Consider the following 19,050-nt stretch of genomic DNA (forward strand, 5'->3'; position numbering starts at 1 on the left):
CCAACCCCGTTATCGACATTTACTGTTGCAATAACGAGGCGGACCATACATTTTTATGTCTGCAGAAATGTAAACCTTCGTACTGTTCATTTCCCGGGCATAACCACCGGACGGATGTGTTAAACATGGTATTTACATTCCCGACTATGTTAAATTAGCGGCAAAAATAGAAGGACACGACAGATCCATGCATATCTCAGCACAGTTTGACAGCGGAAATATCCGTGTCATCGAAGCCGCCTCTCCGCAAAAAATCGTTCTTGGCATCAACAAAGACAATCAGTCAGATTTTTATCAGTGGTTCCATTTCCGTTTATTCGGGGAAGTATTCGAAACCCATCACATCACGCTCACTGATTTGGCTAAATCTGCGTATCCCGATGGGTGGAAAGATTACAATGTACTGGCTTCTTATGACCGCCAGAACTGGTTTCGCGTAGACAGCGAATTTGATGGTGATAATCTTTCATTCAGCTTCACACCGGAACAGCCAGCCGTCTATTTTGCCTATTTCATCCCTTACAGCTATGAACGGCATCTGGATCTGGTTCACGATGCACAAATGTCTCTGCGCTGCGAACACCGCCTGTTAGGCGAAACGCTGGACGGTCGTGACATTAACCTGTTAGTTATCGGTGATGAAGAGCCGGCTAAAAAGAAAATCTGGATCACTGCCAGACAACACCCCGGCGAAACCATGGCCGAATGGTGTGCTGAAGGACTGCTTTACCGCCTGCTGGATGAACAGGACGGTCTGTCCAGACAGTTACTGGAAGACGCTGTTTTCTATATTGTGCCGAACATGAATCCGGATGGTGCGGCACGGGGCCATTTACGAACGAACGCGGCAGGTACTAACCTGAACCGTGAGTGGGCAGAACCCAGCGCAGAGAAAAGCCCGGAAGTCTTGCATGTATTAAATGCCATGACAGACACCGGTGTAGACATGTATCTTGATATTCACGGTGACGAAGCATTACCGTACAATTTTGTCGCAGGCAGCGAGGGGATCCCTTGTTATTCTGCACGCCTGAAAGATCTGGAGGACACGTTCAAAGCAGCATTACTGTCTGCAACGCCGGAATTTCAGGACGAATATGGCTATCCTAAGGACAAGCCGGGTGAAGCAAACCTGACTGTGGCATCCAATGCTGTTGGTCAGAAATTTGATTGCCTTGCCTACACGCTGGAAATGCCGTTTAAAGATAATAATAATTTACCTGATCCTGTGTATGGATGGTCAGTGCAACGCTGCCGCCAGCTGGGAGAAGACCTTTTGATTGCCGTGCGTGCGGTAGTGTCAAAACTACGATAATAAAAACACGCAAAATAACAACAAAGTATTGAGGGGAACTCGTCTTGGAAGGCTTGTATAATTTTCTTGTGTCAATAGATGGCATGCTCGGGGGAGCACCTTGGTTCCCCTTCGTTCTGCTGGGTGTCGGTTTGTTCTTCACCGTGTACCTTAAATTTCCGCAAATCCGCTTCTTTAAGCATGCCTGGCTGGTCGTCACCGGTAAGTATGACAAAGAAGGCGAGGAAGGAGATACCACTCACTTCCGCGCGTTAACCACTGCACTTTCCGGCACAGTAGGTACAGGTAATATCAGTGGTGTTGCTTTTGCAATCTTTCTTGGCGGTCCGGCGGCGTTATTCTGGATGTGGGCAACAGCCTTTCTGGGTATGACCACTAAATTTGTAGAAGTGACACTTTCACACAAGTACCGTGTTAAAACGGAAGACGGCACCATGGCCGGTGGTCCCATGTACTACATGGACCGTCGTCTGAACATGAAATGGTTAGCCGTAGCCTTTGCTATTGCCACGGTGATCAGTTCATTCGGTACCGGGAACTTGCCACAAAGCAATGGTATTGCACAGAGTATCGAAGCCACTTTCGGTATTGATCCGGTTATCGTCGGTAGCGTGCTGGGTATTCTGCTGGCACTGGTTATCTTAGGCGGTATTCAACGTATTGCAGCATTTACGGCCAGAATTGTTCCTATTATGGCAATGGTGTATCTGATTGGTGCGCTGGCGGTAATTTTTGCTAACCTGGAAAATATCGGGCCGTCATTCGCTGCTGTTATCGGAGATGCATTTACCGGTTCCGCTGCTGCAGGCGGATTCCTTGGTGCATCACTGGCTTATGCATTTAACCGTGGTGTAAACCGGGGCCTGTTCTCTAACGAAGCTGGTCAGGGTTCTGCACCAATTGCTCACGCCGCTGCGAAAACCAGTGAACCGGCATCTGAGGGCATGGTATCTCTGCTTGAACCTTTCATCGACACCATCTTGATTTGTACAGTAACCGGTCTGGTTATCCTGTCTTCAGGTGTATGGAAAGAAAAGCATGAAAACGTGTTTGACCGCGCAGATATGTATTTTGTACAGGGCGTATATTCTGATGAACAGCCGCAGGATCGTGAAGCACTTTACAAATACTTAAACGGTGTCGACGGCAGTGGCGTTGAGGCTTATACCGGCCCGATTTCAGTGGTTAACGGTACGGCAGTCAGTGAGGGCTTCACCCTGATTAACTCCCGTTCTATTGCGGAAGACGTAACCTATTCACTGGGTGACGACGACGCTTACACCGGCACGCTGCAAATTAAGAATGGTAAACCGGTTAAAGACAACCTGGAAGTGCAGGGCAAGTCGCTGGTGCATTCTGCCGCACTGACGACCATTGCTTTCACCCGTGGCTATTTCGGTGACTTCGGGCAGTACATTGTATCTATTGGTCTGATGTTATTCGCTTTCTCCACCGCTATTGCCTGGTCGTATTACGGTGACAGGGCAATGACATATTTGTTAGGTCCCCGTTCTGTTATGCCTTACCGGGTGATTTACGTGGCTGGTTTTATCTGGGCTTCGTTTTCAGATACCACGCTGGTGTGGGCTTTATCGGCGGTCGCAATAGTTGTTATGACACTGCCTAACCTGTTTGGTATTATGATGCTGAGCAAGGAAATGAAGCAGACGGTGAACGAGTACTGGGCCAAAGTCCGGGACGATAAGTAAACCGTCAGCGTATTCCGGCTGACACTTATGTCAGCCGTCGAATTGAAAAGGACACATTGGTGTCCTTTTTTGTATAAGCGGGCCACATGCAGGGTTCCGCAATGAAACTTATTTAAGTACCAGTAAAACAATCCGGGAGCAATAATGGCATTAACAGATTGTCCGTCATGCAATAAAAAAATATCCGATAAGTCTGAAGAGTGCCCCCATTGCCAGTTCAGAGTGGGTGATGCTTCAGCTGAAGATGTGTTGAGAAAGCAGAGTTTGCAGCGCTACAAGAAAAAACAAAGTATACAGAATCAGTCACTGCTGGCTGTGCTGTTGTTTGTTGCCGGTTTCGGCTTTATGTACTGGGGCGGCACAAAGCCCGGTGATATTCAGCATAACCTGGCGATTTTAGCCGCTGTGGCCGGCTTTATGTGGTATGTTGTGAACCGTGTCAGATTAGTCATTATTAAACGTTTTTCCTCATGAATATAGATGCATTACTTGCCGCTATGACGCCGGATGTGTACGCACGTCTGCGTCAGGCAGTTGAAACCGGCAAATGGCCTGATGGCACTGTACTGTCTGAAGAGCAGCGGGACAGTTGCATGCAGGCGGTATTGTTGTACCAGTCCAAAATCGAAAAATCCTCCGAGCACATGACAATAAATGCGCAGGGAGAGATCGTGCAAAAAAATAAAAGAGAATTCCGTGATGCGTTGCAGGCGGAACAGGATGAAAACACCATAGCGCGGTTCAAACAGGATGATATTTAGTCGATTTTTTTCCCCGGCGCACACCAGTTCAGACCCGCAAAAACGACTTCAGGCCATTGCCGGATTATCGGTAAGTAAACCAGCAGAACGCTCGGCGTTGCATGAACTGGCTTTCAACGACAGTAACAGCGACGTGAGTCTGGCCGCACTGGAAAAACTGGATTCCTTTCCCTTGTGGATGAAAATGTCACAGACAGCCCGTGATGAAAAAATCCGGCGCCGTGCGGTTGCACGGGTGGAATCCGCCATTATTGATGCTGACAGTGCGGATATTTCTGCTGATGACCAGTATGAGTATGTACTGAAGCAGGCTCCTGCTGAACTGGCACGGAAGTTATTGGAATCTCCCCGCCGGGAAACGCTGACGGACGCTCAAATTTTTGCGTTACTGGAAAAAATCGGCCGCAGTGACTACACACGGGAGTTCTTTGGTGTATTTGCATCTGTGCCCATGCAAATGCGTATCGCAGAACAATGCGATGATGCAGTATTGCTGGGCCGTTTATTGAAAAAGACGGACGATGCGCAGGTACAGACGTTTATTCAGGATAAGCTGAGCGCCTTACAGGAAGCGGCAGAAAAGCCGGCCAGAACTGAGCAGGCTTATACGCTGGTGTTGTCAAAGCTGCAGGCAGTCACTGACCGTTTTGATTATGAAGATGTGGATGCACGTTTGCAGGCCTGTGCTGAAGAGTTAGATGCGCTGTCAGCGGATTTACCGGTTCTCGCTGAAAATGTTGTTGCAACGATCACTGAAAAGCAAACCCGTTTACTTGCACGCGCGGAGCAACACCGTGATCGTCTGAAGGTCGACTGGGATGCGCAACAAGCAGAAAGGGCATTGCAGCAGGAGTGGTTGTCATTCAAGGCTGCATTGTCTGCAGCGGAAGAAAAGGTTGCCTGGCTGTTTAATGAGCGTTTGTCAGAAGCAACACTCTCTGATGTTGAATCTGTCAATGATGCGGTAAGGGAACTGGAAGGCAAAGCTGACAGCTTCGCACAGTTAAAGCCTGCCGGGGAACGACAGGCACTGGCAGATACAATTAATGAGCTTGCCGGTAAACTGGATGCATTCTCAGCACAACAACAAATCGCCATACGGCTCAATGCGGTTATCAGTGATGCTGAGCGTGCCGCCGCGGATGCCGGTGGCGCAGAAAACATCGACGATGAAATGTGGCGTTCGCTGGCAGGCCGCTGGGCAGAACACAAAGAGTTATTGTTCCCTGTCGCGGATGCGTTAAAGCAACGCTGGAATGTACTGTCGAAAGCGAAGAAGCGTGAACAGACTCAGCGTCGTGTGGCTCAGGATAATACGCTTAAGCAGGTCCGGAGATTATCATCTGTTGTCAGTAATCTTATTGAAACCGGACGTTTCAGAGCTGCCATGGCGCGGTTCACGGAACTTCAGGCTTTATATGATGCACTCGGTGAGACCAACCGGCTCTCCGTTGAGCGCAAATACGGGCAGCTCACTGAAGAGATAGCCCGTCTTGAGGGCTGGCAAACCTATCTGGCTGCGCCGCGCAAACCGGCCATGCTGGAAGAAGCACGACAGCTCGCAGCTACAGCTCCGTCTGATATTGCTGCCAGAGCGGCAGCTATCAAACAACTGCGTAAACAATGGCAGTCGCTGGCAACCTCTCAGGATAAGGATGAAGCAGACATCGCCTTTGACGAAGCGCTGGAACAGGCTTTTGCGCCGTGTCGTGCCCACTATGCTGAACAGGAACAGCAGCGACTCGCTGCCCAGCAAAAGCGGGAAGGGTTGATCAGCGAGTTATCATCACTCACACCGGCTTGTAATGACCCCGCGTCACTGGCTAAACAGCTGGATAAATTGCGTCAGCGCTGGCGCGATGCCGGTGCTGTAGACAAGCCCGTGTATGAGGCGCTCAAGAAACGTTGGGATACTGCGCTGGCGCCACTCAGTGACAGCGTCAATCAGTGGTTTAATGACAACCGCGTGCGCAAGCAGGCCATTATTGAACAGGCCCGTTCTCTGGCGTCTCAGGAAGACAGTGCTTCTGTGTCTGAACAGGCTAAAGCTCTGCAAGTAGAATGGAAAAATACCGGTCATGCCGGCAAGCGTCATGAAAGTCGTTTGTGGCAAACCTTTAAAAGCATCAATGATGAGCTGTTCGCCCGAGTCAAAGAGCAGCGGGAGGCCGTTGCGCAGGAAGAAAATGCACAGCTGAATACATTGCTTGAACAGGTTAAAGTAGCTGGCAAATCAGTGAAACAACACCCGGAAGAAATGGATGCGGCACTGGTACCTGTGGTCGAAGCGATGCAGACCCTTGACGCAAAGAAACAGGCGGTGGTGCAGCAGCGTATTGACCGGCTTCGCAAAAACGCGCAGCAGCAGGTTCAGGAGCAGGCGCTGGATGATCGTAAAACAGCCATGTTGTCATTGCATGATGTGCTGAAAAGCTGGCTGGCGAATGATGCTCTACCGGTGGATAGTGATGCCTGGGCTTCATTACCAAAAGCATGGCGTAATGCACTGACAGGTCAGTCTGTTGCAGATAAATCCCGCGACTGGTACACCCATGTGCTTGAGCTTAAATTAAATATTGATGCAGCACCGTCTTTGCAGGCGGAGCGTCGTAACGTGCAGCTTGCGCTGATGACAGCGAAGCTGGAAAAGGGCGATGATATCAGTTTCAGTGAGGCCCTTTGTGCATGGCTTGGTCACGGAAAACCCGGTGATGCTGAGTTCCGGCGGTTACTGAATATCATCGGTAAGGTGCAGGAAAATGCCGTGTTACTGAAAGAGGTCGTGTAGTGCAGGTGCAACTGGAATTTGTGTTCGATACGGAACCGGACGCTTACCGTTTCTTAAATACAGCGAAGCATTTTGCTGCAAAAGATCTCATCGTTAAACGGGGCAGGTCTTCACAGCATGTGTTGATCCGCTACCGTTATGCTGACGGAGAATTTGATGATACGGCAGCAAAGCTTGACGATTTGGCCCGTGACATGGGCGGTGAAGAGTTTTCCGGCTGATAAAGTACCCGGATAAAACAGGGAGCCGGATTTTCCGGCTCCCTTTTATCTTAATACGTTTTCTTACCTGCCAGCTTGCCGGCAAGCATTAAAAAGATAATGTTGCCCGGTAACCCGCATATTTGCGGATGTTTATGACCCTGTCACCATCGAGCATAAGATACTGGCCCTTAATGCCATGCAACGTGCCCGTGAATGCAGGGGTTTTGTCCAGATTAATTGATTTGATTTTTACCGGATAGTTATCCACCGGATAGTGGATAGAGACCGCTTCTGCAGTGGTTTCGCTTACCGCATCAAGCCCGTGTTCACGGCGTATATCTTCCAGACCATCAGCGATTTTCTCCATCAGACTGGCTTTCAGAGCCGGTAAATCTGCCGCTTCCGCTTCGCCTTTCAGCATTGTCCGCCAGTTGGTTTTATCCCCGATGTGGGCTTTACATAAGGTTTCCACCAGACCACTGGTCAGGCGGTCTTTGACACGAAGAAAAACCATAGCCTGACTGGCGCCCTGGTCCATCCAGCGGCTGGACACCTGATCAGATACATGACGGGTAATGCCAACCTTCAGATTGCCGGTATTCGCCAGATAAACAAAGTGGTCACTCAGACAATGGCTTTCTCCCCATTCCGGCTCCCTGCAGGTGCCTTCTTTGTAATGGCAAAGTTCAGGTTTGATAATACAACTGTCGCATTGAGCCAGGGTGATCAGGCAACGGTAGCAGTAACCCTGATTGAAACTTTTTTTGGTTTTCGCATCACAATGAACACAGCGGATTTCACCTTCTGTGGTCAGCGTAATTTCTTTCCCGATGAGACTGTTCATATCTACCGTCTCATCACCCAGCGGTAATGTGTAGTGGACAAGATGACTGGTATTAACGGTTACCTTCATCTTGCCAAGTGCGCCTGTAAATGATTGCATGTTTACTCTTTTTTTATTCGCTTAGCTCACCACGTAAACTGGTCGTCAGCTTTGATTTAATCTCTTCATAACTTAATGACTGGCTGAGCAGATAGTGCAATTTGGCAAGGGCTGCTTCCGGCGTCATGTCACTGCCGGACAGTACGCCGGCTTCTTTTAAACTGTTGCCCGTTGCATAGCCACCCATATTCACCCGCCCCCGGAGACACTGTGTGCAGTTAAGTACAACGATTTCCCGGTCTGCCGCGTACTTGAGTTGTTGTAACAGAGCAGGCTGTTGTGGTGCGTTGCCTACGCCGTAACTTAACAGAATGAGTGCATTAACCGGCTGCTGCAGCGTGTTTTTAATTACTTCCGGTGAAATCCCGGGGTACAGGCTCACCAGACCGATGGGTTGTGATTTAACACGGCAGACTTTCAGTGGTGTTGCTGCCGGTTTGGCCAGTTCTCCGGCTTTGACACGGATATTAATACCGGCTTCCAGTAACGGCGGGAAGTTCGGTGAGTCAAACGCATTAAAACCGTCAGCATCGACTTTACGGCTCCGGTTTCCTCTTAAAAGGCGGTTGTTGAAGAACAGGCTGACTTCCGCAATGGGATAGTTCGCCGCGACGTAAAGGGCATTGAGCAGATTAACCTGACCGTCAGAGCGCAGTTCTGCCAGCGGAATTTGTGAGCCGGTAACGATAACCGGTTTACTCAGATCCTCCAGCATAAAGCTGAGGGCAGATGCCGTGTAAGCCATGGTATCCGTACCGTGGAGAATAATGAATCCGTCATATTTATCGTAATTATCTGCGATATCATCAGCGATACGCTGCCAGTCTGACGGATTCATATCAGAAGAATCAATCAGGTTGTCATACTCATGCAGAGTATATAAAGGCATTTCAGGACGATGAAACTCAGGCATGTTGGCGAGGGTGTTGCCAAGGAATCCCGCTGCGGGCACATAGCCTTGTCTGGAAGGTTTCATCCCGATAGTACCGCCGGTATAGGCAATGTAAATATGTTTTCTCATAGGGACTCCTGTTTTTAGCGGCGTATTGTAACAGGCTGGCAGGGCAAGTCATCATGTGCCGCCGCGAATAGAGGCGGCCAGGGTGATTGATTTGTCTCACATGTCTGATTAATAAAGGTAAGACGGACATAATTCATGCTTGCTCCGCAAAATTATCAGGGCATAATTAGAATAGATCGCTCAGACAATATACAGCCTTTAACGGGCCGGTCTGAAACCGTTTATAAAATCATAAAAAATACAGCAGTACGGTTATTACTATGCAAAGTAACACAGGAAGTTTGGTCTGCGTGGGGCCGGGAATGACCCTTGGTGCTCATATGCCGCTGCGCTGCCGCAGTCACATCGAAAACGCTGATGTGGTCTTTACCAATTGTCACCCTCTGATGGAGCAATGGGTCAGCACCATGAACAAAGATACCCGTTCTTTACAGCCACTTTATGCGGAAGGTAAAGATCGCCGTGACACTTATCGCGAAATGGTCGCAGCGATGATGGCGGAAGTGACTTCGGGCAAACGGGTGTGCGGTGTCTTCTACGGGCATCCGGGGGTATTTGCTCAGGTGCCGCATACGGCTATCGCTCAGGCAAAGCAGGCAGGCTTTCGTGCGCACATGGAGCCGGGCATTTCTGCTGAAGACTGCCTGTATGCTGATATGGGCATCGATCCCGGTGCCTATGGCAGTCAGCATTTTGAAACCACTCAATTCATGATGTTCTCACGTAATATCGATACTACCGCGTATCTCTTCCTCTGGCAGGTCGGTCTGGCAGGGGACTTATCCATCACAAAAAAATCAACGTCGGTGGCTCAGCGAAAAGTACTTACTGATCTGTTAATTGATGATTATGGCTATCCGCCGGAGCACCGTGTTGCGTTGTATGAATGTCCTGTGGTGATAACGGATAAAACCAGAATTGAATGGCTGCCTTTGAATACGTTACACGAAGCCGCGTTGTCCTTGATTACCACCCTGGTGATACCACCATGCAAGCGATTAATTAAAAACGAAAAGATACTAAATAAACTCAACTCACTCTCATCTGACAAGGAAGCAACATCATGAATAAGACCATAGAAATACTCGCTGCACTGGCAGAGGATGTCACCCGTTCTGTAGATCAGTTATCACCGGAAGAAATGGCAGATATCGCACGTTTAAAAGCAGAAACTGTTAGAATGAACCCGCTGATGGCTATCGTGGAGCCTACTGATCCCGACGAGCCTTCACGGGAACCGGAGCGTGAGCCCGACAGAAACCCGATTGTGGCGTAACTGCTGCAACGGATAGTTGTTTAATACTGAGATTGCTGAATGCGCTGTTATCTTTTCATTTTGTTGTTTTTTCCTTTCGTCTGCACAGCAGCGGATGATCATGAAAGACTGCAGCGCATAGAATCCCTCGCTTTGTCTGACTGGGATACGGCAAAAATCCTCCTGAAAGAAGTTAACCCGGAGGTGCTTGCACCGGCAGACAAACATTTTTACCGCTATTTATCCATTTATCTTTCTACGAAAGATACGCCTCTTGAAACTGTTGTCGGTCAGTACAAAGGGCTTTACCGCACGCTGCCGGATGAGGCGGTAAAAGTTAAAGTCGCTAAATCACTGCTGGCACTGGAAGCCTACCTGAACGAATGGGACCATGCGTTCGGCCTGGCAAAAGATCTTGAAGCACAAATCAGCCGGCTTAATGACGTACAGAGTAATTTGTCCGCCTGGAAGGGTATGGTGGTGTTTTACAGCCAGGCCGGTTTGTATGATATGGCGTCTGATATGGTGGGGAAAATCCTTGCAACAAAAGAGGCTGGAGATGATTTGCGTTGTTTCGCACTGTCGCTGGGTGAAGAAATAAACCTCCATAACAACACGGCGTCTGAAAAAGGCTTTAATCATGCGATTGATGTCTGCAGACGGGCAGGGCAAAACTACTACATCGCTTTCAATTACGTCCATCTGCTTGATTTATATGTAAAGGAAGAGGCTTTTAACAAAGCACGCATTATTGAGAAGGAAGCTACCTGGCGGGTAAACGAGAGTCAGTTTCATCATTTGATGGCCGGTTTCAGTTTATCGCTGGCAGAGATGCGCCTAAGCGAAGGTAAAGTAGAAGATGCTGAAGCACTGGCACTGGGTGTGATTCAAAAGGATATCCGTGAGGAATTTAAAGAGGCTCTGCGGGATGCATACCGTATCCTCGTCGGGATAGCCGTTGAAAAGCAGCAATATCAGAAAGCGTTTGATTACATCAGCAATAAACAACGCATGGAAGACGCGTTGCATTCAGAACAAAGCATTAAAGAGCTGGCATTTCAGAAAGCCATGTTTGATTTATCCAGTAAAGAAAACGAAATTCTCCTGCTGGACAAACAAAACAAGTTACTTCAGGCGGAAGCGAAATACAGCAGCCAGAAAATGAAGACCACGGTACTGGCCCTCTCGCTGGTGTCAGTAATGGGTGTTGCTTTGCTACTGTGGAGCTACCGCAGCCGCAGGCTTGCCAGACGCCTGCGCTACCTGGCAACCCGCGACAGTCTTACAGGTGTTTATAACCGGGGTTACTTCACTGACCTTGCTGCAGAAATACTAAAACGCTGCCAGAAAAATGAAACGTCTGTGGTGATGTTACTGCTGGATCTGGATTTATTTAAAGGTCTTAACGACACCTACGGTCATCAGGTGGGAGACTGGGTTTTGCGGGAAGTGGCCCGTGTTCTTAAAAATTGCTGTCCGGAGAAAGGTCTGGTCACCCGCATGGGCGGAGAAGAATTTGGAATTCTGGCCGAAGGAATGACAACAGAGCAGGGATTCGAACTGGCGGAACGCTGCAGGCAGGCCATTGAAGAAATTGATTCCGGGATATCCGGTCATAAGTTTACTGTATCAGCCAGTTTCGGGGTCAGCAGTTCATCGCAGGTAGGATATGGTCTGGATAACCTGTTTTCGGCTTCGGATCTTGCGCTTTATCAGTCTAAACGCTTCGGCCGCAATCAGGTTTATGAGTACAGTCATTCAATGAATTAAAAAACCCGGCATTTGCCGGGTTTTATATAATACTTAGCTGAGAGTTACTTCACTTCTTTACCGGCTGCCTGCTGGTCTGCATGGTAGCTTGAGCGAACCATAGGACCGCATGCTGCGTGCACGAAGCCGATATCTTTCGCGTAGTCGCCAAGAGCATCAAATTCGTTCGGGTGCACATAACGTTTCACCGGATAATGGTGACGGGAAGGCTGCAGGTATTGACCCAGAGTCAGCATGTCCACATCGTGAGCACGTAAATCACGCAATACGCCTTCAATCTCTTCGTTCTCTTCACCCATGCCCATCATCAGGCCGGACTTGGTTTTCACGTCAGGGTGCTGAGCTTTAAACTTCTTCAGCAGATCCAGAGACCACTGATAGTTCGCGCCCGGACGGCATTCGCGGTAAAGGCGTGGAATGGTTTCAAGGTTATGGTTGAATACATCCGGTACACCGCTTTTGAAAATCTCCAGTGCACGATCCATACGGCCACGGAAATCCGGTACCAGTACTTCAATGGTGGTTGACGGACTGTGTTCACGTATTGCATTAATACAATCAACAAAGTGCTGAGCACCACCGTCTCTGAGATCATCACGGTCTACTGAAGTAATCACCACGTATTTCAACTTCATTTCCGCAATGGTCTTAGCCAGTTTTTCCGGTTCTTCGGCACTGGGCGGTAATGGTTTTCCGTGAGCGACATCGCAGAAAGGGCAACGACGGGTACAAATATCACCTAAAATCATGAAGGTGGCAGTTCCGTGGTTAAAACACTCAGCCAGGTTAGGGCAGGAGGCTTCTTCACATACGGAATGCAGTTTGTTTTTACGCAGCGTCTGTTTGATTTCGTCAATACGATCAGTTGTACGGGGAAGCTTAATCTTGATCCATGACGGTTTACGAAGCATCTCCTCTTTTTCGGTAGGGACGATCGTAATCGGAATATGTTTTACTTTCTCATCATCGCGGAGTTTTACCCCGGCTTTAGGACGTGCGTTACTCATCAAAACCTTCTTTGTTTATGACTTCCTGAATATTTAGAATATTCAGAAGGTGTTGCGTGAGAGCCGGGCCTGCAATTTCCAGCGAATCAGGCCCTGCTAACCGCGCAGTATCAATCATCTCCATGCCGGCATAGCCGCAGGGATTAATCCGGTTGAACGGAGCTAAGTCCATATTAACATTGAGTGCGAGTCCATGGAATGAACAACCTTTACGGATCCGTAATCCTAAAGAACACACCTTCCGTTCATCAACATACACACCGGGGGCATCTTTCTTAGCACGGGCTTCTACACCGAAGTCTGCCAGTAATGCAATCACGGCATCTTCCATCGCCGTCACCAGTTCCCGCACACCCAGTTTTCGGCGCTTAATATTCAGCATCAGGTAAATAACCTGCTGACCGGGACCGTGGTAGGTAACCTGACCGCCTCGGTCTACATTGACCACAGGAATATCTCCCGGCATCAATATGTGTTCGGCTTTACCTGCCTGACCCTGGGTAAACACAGCGTCATGCTCTACCAGCCAGATTTCATCGGTTGTGTCTGCGTCACGCTCATCGGTGAACGACTGCATTTTTTGCCACACCGGCAAATAAGACTGGCGGGCTAACTGACGGACTATTACGGGATGATGTGTTGCGGTCACTTACAATACAACCCTGACCAGTTCAATTTTAGCCAGCTCGGTATAAATGGTTTCCATGTGCTCTTTACTGGTCACACGGACACTCACCGACACAGAATGGTAATTACCTTTAGCACTGGGCTTAACGGTAGGCGTGTAATCTCCCGGCGAATGCTGCTGCAGACAGGTAATTACCTGCTGCGGTAAATCTTCATGGGCTACACCCATTACTTTAAATGTCTGGAAACAGGGAAAATCCAGCAACTCATCGAAACGGGTATCCATTACGATATCCTTACTTCTTTATATAAACAAAACGGCCAGATTATAACAATCTGGCCGCTGATCAACTAGCACTACTGACCGGTTATTCGTCCCAGCCAAGCTGCAGCATGACATAATCAACCATACGATCGAAGAAACCACCTTCATTCACTTCCTGCAAAGCAACAAGGGGATAGTTGGCAACGTCTTCGCCGTCCAGTTGCAGGTAAAGTGTGCCAACCACCTGGCCTTTTGCCAGTGGCGCTTCCAGTTTCTTATCTAACTCAAAGCTGGCTTCCAGGTTACCTGCCTGGCCACGGGGAATGGTAATGGGGGTAGATTGATTAATTCCAAGGTCTACAGTTTCACGGTCACCCATATAAATGCGGTGAGCAACGAAGCTTTCACCGGCTTTATAAGGGGTTACAGTTTCATAGAAACGGAAACCGTAACGTAATAATTTTTTGTTTTCTTCTTTTCGGGCGCGTTCACTGTCTGTGCCCATCACTACAGAAATTAAACGCATATCACCTTGTTTGGCCGAGGTAATGAGGCTGTAGCCGGCATCAGAAGTGTGACCGGTTTTAATGCCATCCACATTCAGGCTCTGATCCCACAGCAAGCTGTTACGGTTGTACTGTTTGATACCGTTGTAGGTGTACTCTTTTTCGCTGTAAATCGCGTAGATTTCCGGCGTCTCAGCGACCAGCGCCTGAGACAACAGTGCCATATCCCGTGGTGTTACATAGTGATCGGGGTCGTGCAGGCCGTGGCTGTTCACAAAATGTGAAGAAGACATACCCAGTGCCTGCGCGTGGGCATTCATCATGCTGGCAAAAGCACTTTCAGAACCGGCAATATGTTCAGCCATAGCAACACAGGCATCGTTACCGGACTGAATGATGATACCGCGAACCAGGTCGGCCACTTTTACCTGTGTACCCACTTCAATGAACATTTTTGATGATTCCGGAAAATTCTTTGCCCATGCATTCTCAGAAATGGTTACTTCATCGTCCATGCTGATATTGCCGGCTTCCAGCTCTTTTCCGATGACATACGTCGTCATCATTTTAGTCAGACTCGCAGGCGGCAACTGCATGTCTGCATTTTTCTCTGCGATAACCTGGCCCGTTTCGTTATCCATCAGCACGAAGCCTTCAGCGGCAACACTTGGCGGCGGCGGGATCACGACGTTGGCGTGGACTTTGGCAACATAAGACATGCACATCATGATAAACATGGTGAGCATGAAAGACGGTTTAGCGCGATTTATAATTTTATGCATGGGAATATCAATTACCGTTTTTTATTTAAGACAAACTGTTTTGAATTTTAACGTAAGCAACAAGCATGGACCAGAGTCAGTGCAGCTTTGTTCCTTATATAAAGAGCAAAGTGATTCAGATGCTGATTTGTACCTTAAAAGTCTACCGGATTACAGTGTTGCTGACCGATTTACCCGGCAAATCCACAAGTTCGGCAGATGAATGCCATATTTACAGGTTGCCGCCCACAGTATAAGCACCGGGATAGCCATTTTTCTGCAAATCATCTAACAGCATTTTTGCCTGAAAGCGGTCAGCCAGCGGGCCCAGCCGTAATTTGTAGATATTATTAATCAGCGGTATTTCAGCAGGCACCTGATAAAGTTGGGACAGGACGGTAGATACTGATTTTGCACGTTCAGGATCACTTACTGCGGCGACCTGAATATAAAGCCCGTTGTCATCTGCAGAAACCGGCTCAGCTTCCGGCTCTTCAGGCAGTGGAACAATACCGGCATATTGTTCATAGCTGACAGTAGGCTGATTGCCCACCGTCACCTGATTGTTCTCATCAAAATGAATGACTTCCAGCTTCACCTTTGCCGTGCCGTGCTGCTGGTAATCCAGCTTTTTCGCTGCGGCATAAGACAAGTCGATAATCCGGCTGGAATGAAAGGGACCACGATCATTTACCCGCACAATGGCTGTTTTGCCATTACTCAGGTTAGTCACTTTAACAAATGAGGGCAGCGGCAAGGTTTTATGTGCCGCTGTCATTGCAAACATATTGTAGGTTTCACCGTTAGAAGTGAGGTGCCCGTGAAACTTCTGGCCGTACCAGGAAGCCAGCCCGGTTTCCACAAAACCTTTACCGGATTGCAACGGAAAATATCGTTTACCCAATACTTCGTAGGGGCGGCTGTTCCATTCACGGTAAGGTTCGTATTGCGGATCTGCGTCTGTGTAATCCGGCTCGTCATACACAAACGTGGGGGCTGAATCGCTATGCTGGGCATAGCGACCTGAAGACTGGCAGCCGCATAACACGACTGCACATAGCAGTAAGATACAGTATTTAGCGCACATAACCGGTTATCGGGATAAGAATCTTTTTTGTGTTCCGATTGCCATCAGAATGCCAAAACCTGCCATCAATGTCACCATTGACGTACCGCCAAAACTAACCAGTGGCAGTGGCACTCCTACTACGGGCAGTAAGCCTGACACCATACCCATATTTACAAACACGTAAACAAAGAAGGTCAGGGTTATCGAACCCGCCAGTAACTTACTGTAGGCGTCCTGAGCACGGTTGGCAATGATCAGGCCGCGAATAATGATAAACAGGTAAATCGCGAGCAATCCTATGACGCCGGTCAGACCGAATTCTTCACTGAAAACTGCAAAAATAAAATCGGTGTGACGTTCCGGCAGAAACTCAAGCTGTGACTGGGTTCCCTGCAACCAGCCTTTGCCCTGAAGGCCGCCGGAACCAATGGCAATTTTAGACTGGATAATGTGATATCCGGCGCCCAGAGGATCGGATTCAGGGTTTAGAAATGTGATTACCCGCTGTTTCTGATATTCCTGCATCAGAAAAAACCACATTACCGGTGCAAACGCACCACCCATGGCGGCAACAATACCAATAAGACGCCAGCTCATGCCTGCCAGAAAAATAGCAAAAATACCCGAACTGGCAATGAGTAGTGACGTCCCTAAATCCGGTTGTTTAGCGATGAGGATTGTGGGTACGATAACCAGAGTAAAGCCGATACCAATCTGAATAAGACGGGGGGGCAGGGTAAATTTACTGATATACCACGCCACCATCATGGGCACGGCAAGCTTCATCAGTTCCGATGGCTGAAAACGAACAAATTTGAGGTCAAGCCACCGCTGGGCGCCTTTACCCACGTCGCCGAATAAAAGCACAGCAATCAGCATCAGTAAGCCTGCAATGTACGCATAAGTGGATAACCGCCGGTAGGCCATAGGCGGCACCTGCGCCATAACGCACATTACACCCATGGCAATACCGAGACGGGCAAACTGCCGTTCCATCTGGCCGGGATCCTGACCGGAGGCCGAATAAAGGGTATACAGGCCGACCACCATTAAAACCAGCAATCCCAACAACAGCCAGCCGTCAATATGAAGCCGTTCGAGCAGAGTAGACTGATTTTGCTTTATCGTTGTACGTTTCATTCAGCCTGTTCCTTTGACGCTTGCTCCGGCGGTACGTAATCAGGCTGCATAAAGTCCCGTTCGCGGAAGAAAAAGTCCATAACCTGACGGGCTACCGGCGCGGCATTGGAACTGCCGCCACCGGCATTCTCAACCACAACCGCCACAGAGACTTCAGGTTGCTCGTAAGGGGCGAATGCCACATACATGGCATTATCACGAAGATGTTCAGAAACCTCTTCTTCATTGTAAGATTCGTTCTGGCCAACTGAAAAAAGTTGTGCTGTACCGGATTTACCTCCGGACTGGTAAGGGGCATCAGAGAACGACTTACGGCCGGTACCTTCATCGGAATGATTAACATCGTGCATGGCACTGAGCATTAGATCCCAGTTTTTTCTTTCTTTCACCATAATCGGACGCATGGTTTTTAAAGGCTCCTGCGTGACCTCGCCATTTTCATTCATGAATCCCATCATAATTTGCGGAACAAACCGTTCGCCGTGGTTTATCAGTGTATTTATTGCCTGATTCAGCTGGATCGGTGTCGCGGTCCAGTAACTCTGGCCAATCCCTACAGGAATCGTATCACCGATGTACCAGGGCTGATTAAAACGGGCACGTTTCCAGCCCCGGCTTGGCATATTGGCGTCGGATTCTTCGTATAAGTCTACGCCGGTGTAATCGCCGAAACCGAATTCAGACATCGCATCACTGATGCGGTCAATGCCGAGCTTGTAGGCAAGGTCGTAGTAGAAAGTATCGCAGGACATCATAATGGCCCGCTCAACATTCACTTTCCCGTGCCCCCATTTTTTCCAGTCTCGCCATACATGGCTTACGTTGGGGAGCTTGTAACGTCCGGTGTCATTAATCGTGGTCTTCGGTGTAATGACACCGTCCTCAAGGCCCACCAGACCAAGCAGAGGCTTGATAGTGGAAGCCGGCGGATACTGTCCCTGCGTAGCGCGGTTAATCAGAGGGCGGTCAGGGGAATTCAGTAAGGCACTGTAGTTCTTGCTGCTGATCCCGTGGACAAACAGGTTAGGGTCGTAACTCGGACTGGAATACATGGCCAGTACACCGCCGGTATCAGGCGCAGAAACGACCACAGTGCCCCGCTTACCATCCAGCGCTTTTTTTGCAGCCAGCTGCAGGGCAAGATCAATATTCAGCACAATGTCTTTACCGGGCACTGGCGGATCAACACTCAACGTACGGATTATCCGTCCCTGACTGTTCACTTCTACCTGCTGATAACCGACCTGGCCGTGTAATTCTTCTTCATGGTATTTTTCGATACCCAATTTACCGATGTCGTAGGTCGCAGCGTAGTTATCTTCCTGACCGGCTTCCTGCAATTTCTGTAAATCTTTCTTATTAATTTTTGCTACGTAACCAAGTACGTGAGTCAGCGTTTCACCGTAGGGATAGTAGCGCGAAAGACGGGCTTCCACAGAAACACCCGGAAAACGGTGTTGCTGAGCAGAAAACAATGCCACTTCTTCTTCGTTTAGCTGGGTGCGCAGAGCGATGGGCTTAAACCGTCGTTGTCCGCGGTATATTTTAAGAAAGTTGTCACGCTCTTCCTGCGTGATCCCCATGAGATCAGACAGGCTGTCCAGGGTGTCGTCCAGACTGTCGACTTCTTCAGGAATAACTTCCAGGCTGAATACCGGCCGGTTTTCAGCCAGCAAAATACCGTTGCGGTCGTAAATCAATCCCCGGTTAGGCGCAATGGGCAGTACTTTAATGCGGTTACCGTTGGAGCGGGTCTGATAAGCATCGTGCTGTTCCACTTGCAGTACGTAGAGGTTACTCACCACGATACCGAGCATGGCAAACACAATAAGCAGTGAAACAGCGGCGCGGCGGGCAAACAGGTTCGCTTCCGCTGTATGGTCACGAATCGCCTGACGTTTACGGGCCAT

Annotated in this window: 18 protein-coding genes; 9 read left to right on the forward strand and 9 right to left on the reverse strand. The window is 49.0% G+C overall.

Annotated elements, in window-relative coordinates:
* The first annotated feature begins 187 nt into the window (after positions 1-187).
* The 6 genes from AC4PME_RS08280 to AC4PME_RS08305 all read left to right on the forward strand — a co-directional run bounded on the left by AC4PME_RS08280 (position 188) and on the right by AC4PME_RS08305 (position 6,794).
* Entirely contained in the window at positions 188-1,315 is a 1,128-nt protein-coding gene (locus tag AC4PME_RS08280) for a M14 family metallopeptidase (protein ID WP_491045381.1), read from the forward strand.
* A 44-nt stretch (positions 1,316-1,359) separates the two neighbouring features.
* Positions 1,360-3,024, forward strand: a complete 1,665-nt coding sequence (locus AC4PME_RS08285) for an alanine/glycine:cation symporter family protein (protein ID WP_491045380.1) — start codon at positions 1,360-1,362, stop codon at positions 3,022-3,024.
* 144 nt (positions 3,025-3,168) lie between these two features.
* Positions 3,169-3,498: a hypothetical protein gene (locus AC4PME_RS08290; protein WP_119501104.1), complete on the forward strand. Its 330-nt coding sequence runs from the start codon at positions 3,169-3,171 to the stop codon at positions 3,496-3,498.
* Positions 3,495-3,785, forward strand: coding sequence for a YeaC family protein (locus AC4PME_RS08295; protein WP_491045379.1), 291 nt, complete (start codon positions 3,495-3,497; stop codon positions 3,783-3,785). Before AC4PME_RS08290 ends, AC4PME_RS08295 begins: the two co-directional genes overlap by 4 nt.
* Complete coding sequence (locus tag AC4PME_RS08300; protein WP_491045378.1) at positions 3,775-6,573, forward strand: DUF349 domain-containing protein; 2,799 nt, start codon at positions 3,775-3,777, stop codon at positions 6,571-6,573. Before AC4PME_RS08295 ends, AC4PME_RS08300 begins: the two co-directional genes overlap by 11 nt.
* Positions 6,573-6,794: a hypothetical protein gene (locus AC4PME_RS08305; protein ID WP_491045377.1), complete on the forward strand. Its 222-nt coding sequence runs from the start codon at positions 6,573-6,575 to the stop codon at positions 6,792-6,794. The genes AC4PME_RS08300 and AC4PME_RS08305 overlap by 1 nt, the downstream gene beginning before the upstream one ends.
* Before the next feature lie 88 nt (positions 6,795-6,882).
* Here AC4PME_RS08305 and AC4PME_RS08310 read toward each other — a convergent pair whose 3' ends face one another.
* Together AC4PME_RS08310 and ansA are read right to left on the reverse strand one after the other, a co-directional pair.
* Positions 6,883-7,719: a DUF2797 domain-containing protein gene (locus AC4PME_RS08310; RefSeq protein WP_303574262.1), complete on the reverse strand. Its 837-nt coding sequence runs from the start codon at positions 7,717-7,719 to the stop codon at positions 6,883-6,885.
* 13 nt (positions 7,720-7,732) lie between these two features.
* The gene (gene ansA, locus AC4PME_RS08315; RefSeq protein WP_119501109.1) at positions 7,733-8,740 is read right to left on the reverse strand and encodes an asparaginase; all 1,008 of its coding nucleotides are present in this window, start codon (positions 8,738-8,740) and stop codon (positions 7,733-7,735) included.
* Between the two features lie 260 nt (positions 8,741-9,000).
* Here ansA and AC4PME_RS08320 point away from each other — a divergent pair, with 260 nt between their 5' ends.
* Genes AC4PME_RS08320 through AC4PME_RS08330 form a run of 3 tightly spaced genes read left to right on the forward strand, consistent with a single transcriptional unit; the run spans position 9,001 to position 11,765 of the window.
* Positions 9,001-9,807 (forward strand): SAM-dependent methyltransferase, encoded by an 807-nt coding sequence (locus AC4PME_RS08320; RefSeq protein ID WP_491045376.1) that lies wholly within the window; start codon positions 9,001-9,003, stop codon positions 9,805-9,807.
* Complete coding sequence (locus AC4PME_RS08325; protein WP_491045375.1) at positions 9,804-10,016, forward strand: hypothetical protein; 213 nt, start codon at positions 9,804-9,806, stop codon at positions 10,014-10,016. Before AC4PME_RS08320 ends, AC4PME_RS08325 begins: the two co-directional genes overlap by 4 nt.
* Before the next feature lie 39 nt (positions 10,017-10,055).
* On the forward strand, positions 10,056-11,765 hold the full coding sequence (locus AC4PME_RS08330; RefSeq protein WP_491045374.1) for a GGDEF domain-containing protein: 1,710 nt from the start codon (positions 10,056-10,058) through the stop codon (positions 11,763-11,765).
* 44 nt (positions 11,766-11,809) lie between these two features.
* Here AC4PME_RS08330 and lipA read toward each other — a convergent pair whose 3' ends face one another.
* The 7 genes from lipA to mrdA form a co-directional block, all read right to left on the reverse strand.
* On the reverse strand, positions 11,810-12,772 hold the full coding sequence (gene lipA, locus AC4PME_RS08335) for a lipoyl synthase (RefSeq protein ID WP_119501113.1): 963 nt from the start codon (positions 12,770-12,772) through the stop codon (positions 11,810-11,812).
* Positions 12,765-13,349 (reverse strand): lipoyl(octanoyl) transferase LipB, encoded by a 585-nt coding sequence (lipB, locus tag AC4PME_RS08340; RefSeq protein WP_491045387.1) that lies wholly within the window; start codon positions 13,347-13,349, stop codon positions 12,765-12,767. The genes lipA and lipB overlap by 8 nt, the downstream gene beginning before the upstream one ends.
* Positions 13,350-13,421: 72 nt before the next feature.
* The gene (ybeD, locus tag AC4PME_RS08345; RefSeq protein WP_491045373.1) at positions 13,422-13,685 is read right to left on the reverse strand and encodes a DUF493 family protein YbeD; all 264 of its coding nucleotides are present in this window, start codon (positions 13,683-13,685) and stop codon (positions 13,422-13,424) included.
* Between the two features lie 82 nt (positions 13,686-13,767).
* Positions 13,768-14,916, reverse strand: coding sequence for a D-alanyl-D-alanine carboxypeptidase family protein (locus AC4PME_RS08350; protein WP_232373553.1), 1,149 nt, complete (start codon positions 14,914-14,916; stop codon positions 13,768-13,770).
* A 247-nt stretch (positions 14,917-15,163) separates the two neighbouring features.
* A complete protein-coding gene (locus tag AC4PME_RS08355) occupies positions 15,164-16,018 on the reverse strand; it encodes a septal ring lytic transglycosylase RlpA family protein (RefSeq protein WP_491045372.1) in 855 nt (284 codons plus the stop codon).
* A 6-nt stretch (positions 16,019-16,024) separates the two neighbouring features.
* Positions 16,025-17,140: a rod shape-determining protein RodA gene (rodA, locus tag AC4PME_RS08360; protein WP_119501118.1), complete on the reverse strand. Its 1,116-nt coding sequence runs from the start codon at positions 17,138-17,140 to the stop codon at positions 16,025-16,027.
* Positions 17,137-19,050: a penicillin-binding protein 2 gene (gene mrdA / locus AC4PME_RS08365; protein WP_491045371.1), complete on the reverse strand. Its 1,914-nt coding sequence runs from the start codon at positions 19,048-19,050 to the stop codon at positions 17,137-17,139. Before mrdA ends, rodA begins: the two co-directional genes overlap by 4 nt.

The sequence above is a fragment of the Alteromonas sp. genome (assembly GCF_984505615.1).

Bases quoted from the DNA above. Each gene is read 5' to 3' on its own strand.
- AC4PME_RS08295 (WP_491045379.1), top strand. From the start codon at position 3,495: ATGAATATAGATGCATTACTTGCCGCTATGACGCCGGATGTGTACGCA.
- mrdA (WP_491045371.1), bottom strand. From the start codon at position 19,050: ATGGCCCGTAAACGTCAGGCGATTCGTGACCATACAGCGGAAGCGAAC.
- lipB (WP_491045387.1), bottom strand. From the start codon at position 13,349: ATGCAGTCGTTCACCGATGAGCGTGACGCAGACACAACCGATGAAATC.
- AC4PME_RS08300 (WP_491045378.1), top strand. From the start codon at position 3,775: ATGATATTTAGTCGATTTTTTTCCCCGGCGCACACCAGTTCAGACCCG.
- AC4PME_RS08350 (WP_232373553.1), bottom strand. From the start codon at position 14,916: ATGCTCACCATGTTTATCATGATGTGCATGTCTTATGTTGCCAAAGTC.
- AC4PME_RS08280 (WP_491045381.1), top strand. From the start codon at position 188: ATGCATATCTCAGCACAGTTTGACAGCGGAAATATCCGTGTCATCGAA.
- AC4PME_RS08355 (WP_491045372.1), bottom strand. From the start codon at position 16,018: ATGTGCGCTAAATACTGTATCTTACTGCTATGTGCAGTCGTGTTATGC.
- AC4PME_RS08290 (WP_119501104.1), top strand. From the start codon at position 3,169: ATGGCATTAACAGATTGTCCGTCATGCAATAAAAAAATATCCGATAAG.
- rodA (WP_119501118.1), bottom strand. From the start codon at position 17,140: ATGAAACGTACAACGATAAAGCAAAATCAGTCTACTCTGCTCGAACGG.
- AC4PME_RS08310 (WP_303574262.1), bottom strand. From the start codon at position 7,719: ATGCAATCATTTACAGGCGCACTTGGCAAGATGAAGGTAACCGTTAAT.
- ansA (WP_119501109.1), bottom strand. From the start codon at position 8,740: ATGAGAAAACATATTTACATTGCCTATACCGGCGGTACTATCGGGATG.
- lipA (WP_119501113.1), bottom strand. From the start codon at position 12,772: ATGAGTAACGCACGTCCTAAAGCCGGGGTAAAACTCCGCGATGATGAG.
- AC4PME_RS08325 (WP_491045375.1), top strand. From the start codon at position 9,804: ATGAATAAGACCATAGAAATACTCGCTGCACTGGCAGAGGATGTCACC.
- AC4PME_RS08330 (WP_491045374.1), top strand. From the start codon at position 10,056: ATGCGCTGTTATCTTTTCATTTTGTTGTTTTTTCCTTTCGTCTGCACA.
- ybeD (WP_491045373.1), bottom strand. From the start codon at position 13,685: ATGGATACCCGTTTCGATGAGTTGCTGGATTTTCCCTGTTTCCAGACA.
- AC4PME_RS08320 (WP_491045376.1), top strand. From the start codon at position 9,001: ATGCAAAGTAACACAGGAAGTTTGGTCTGCGTGGGGCCGGGAATGACC.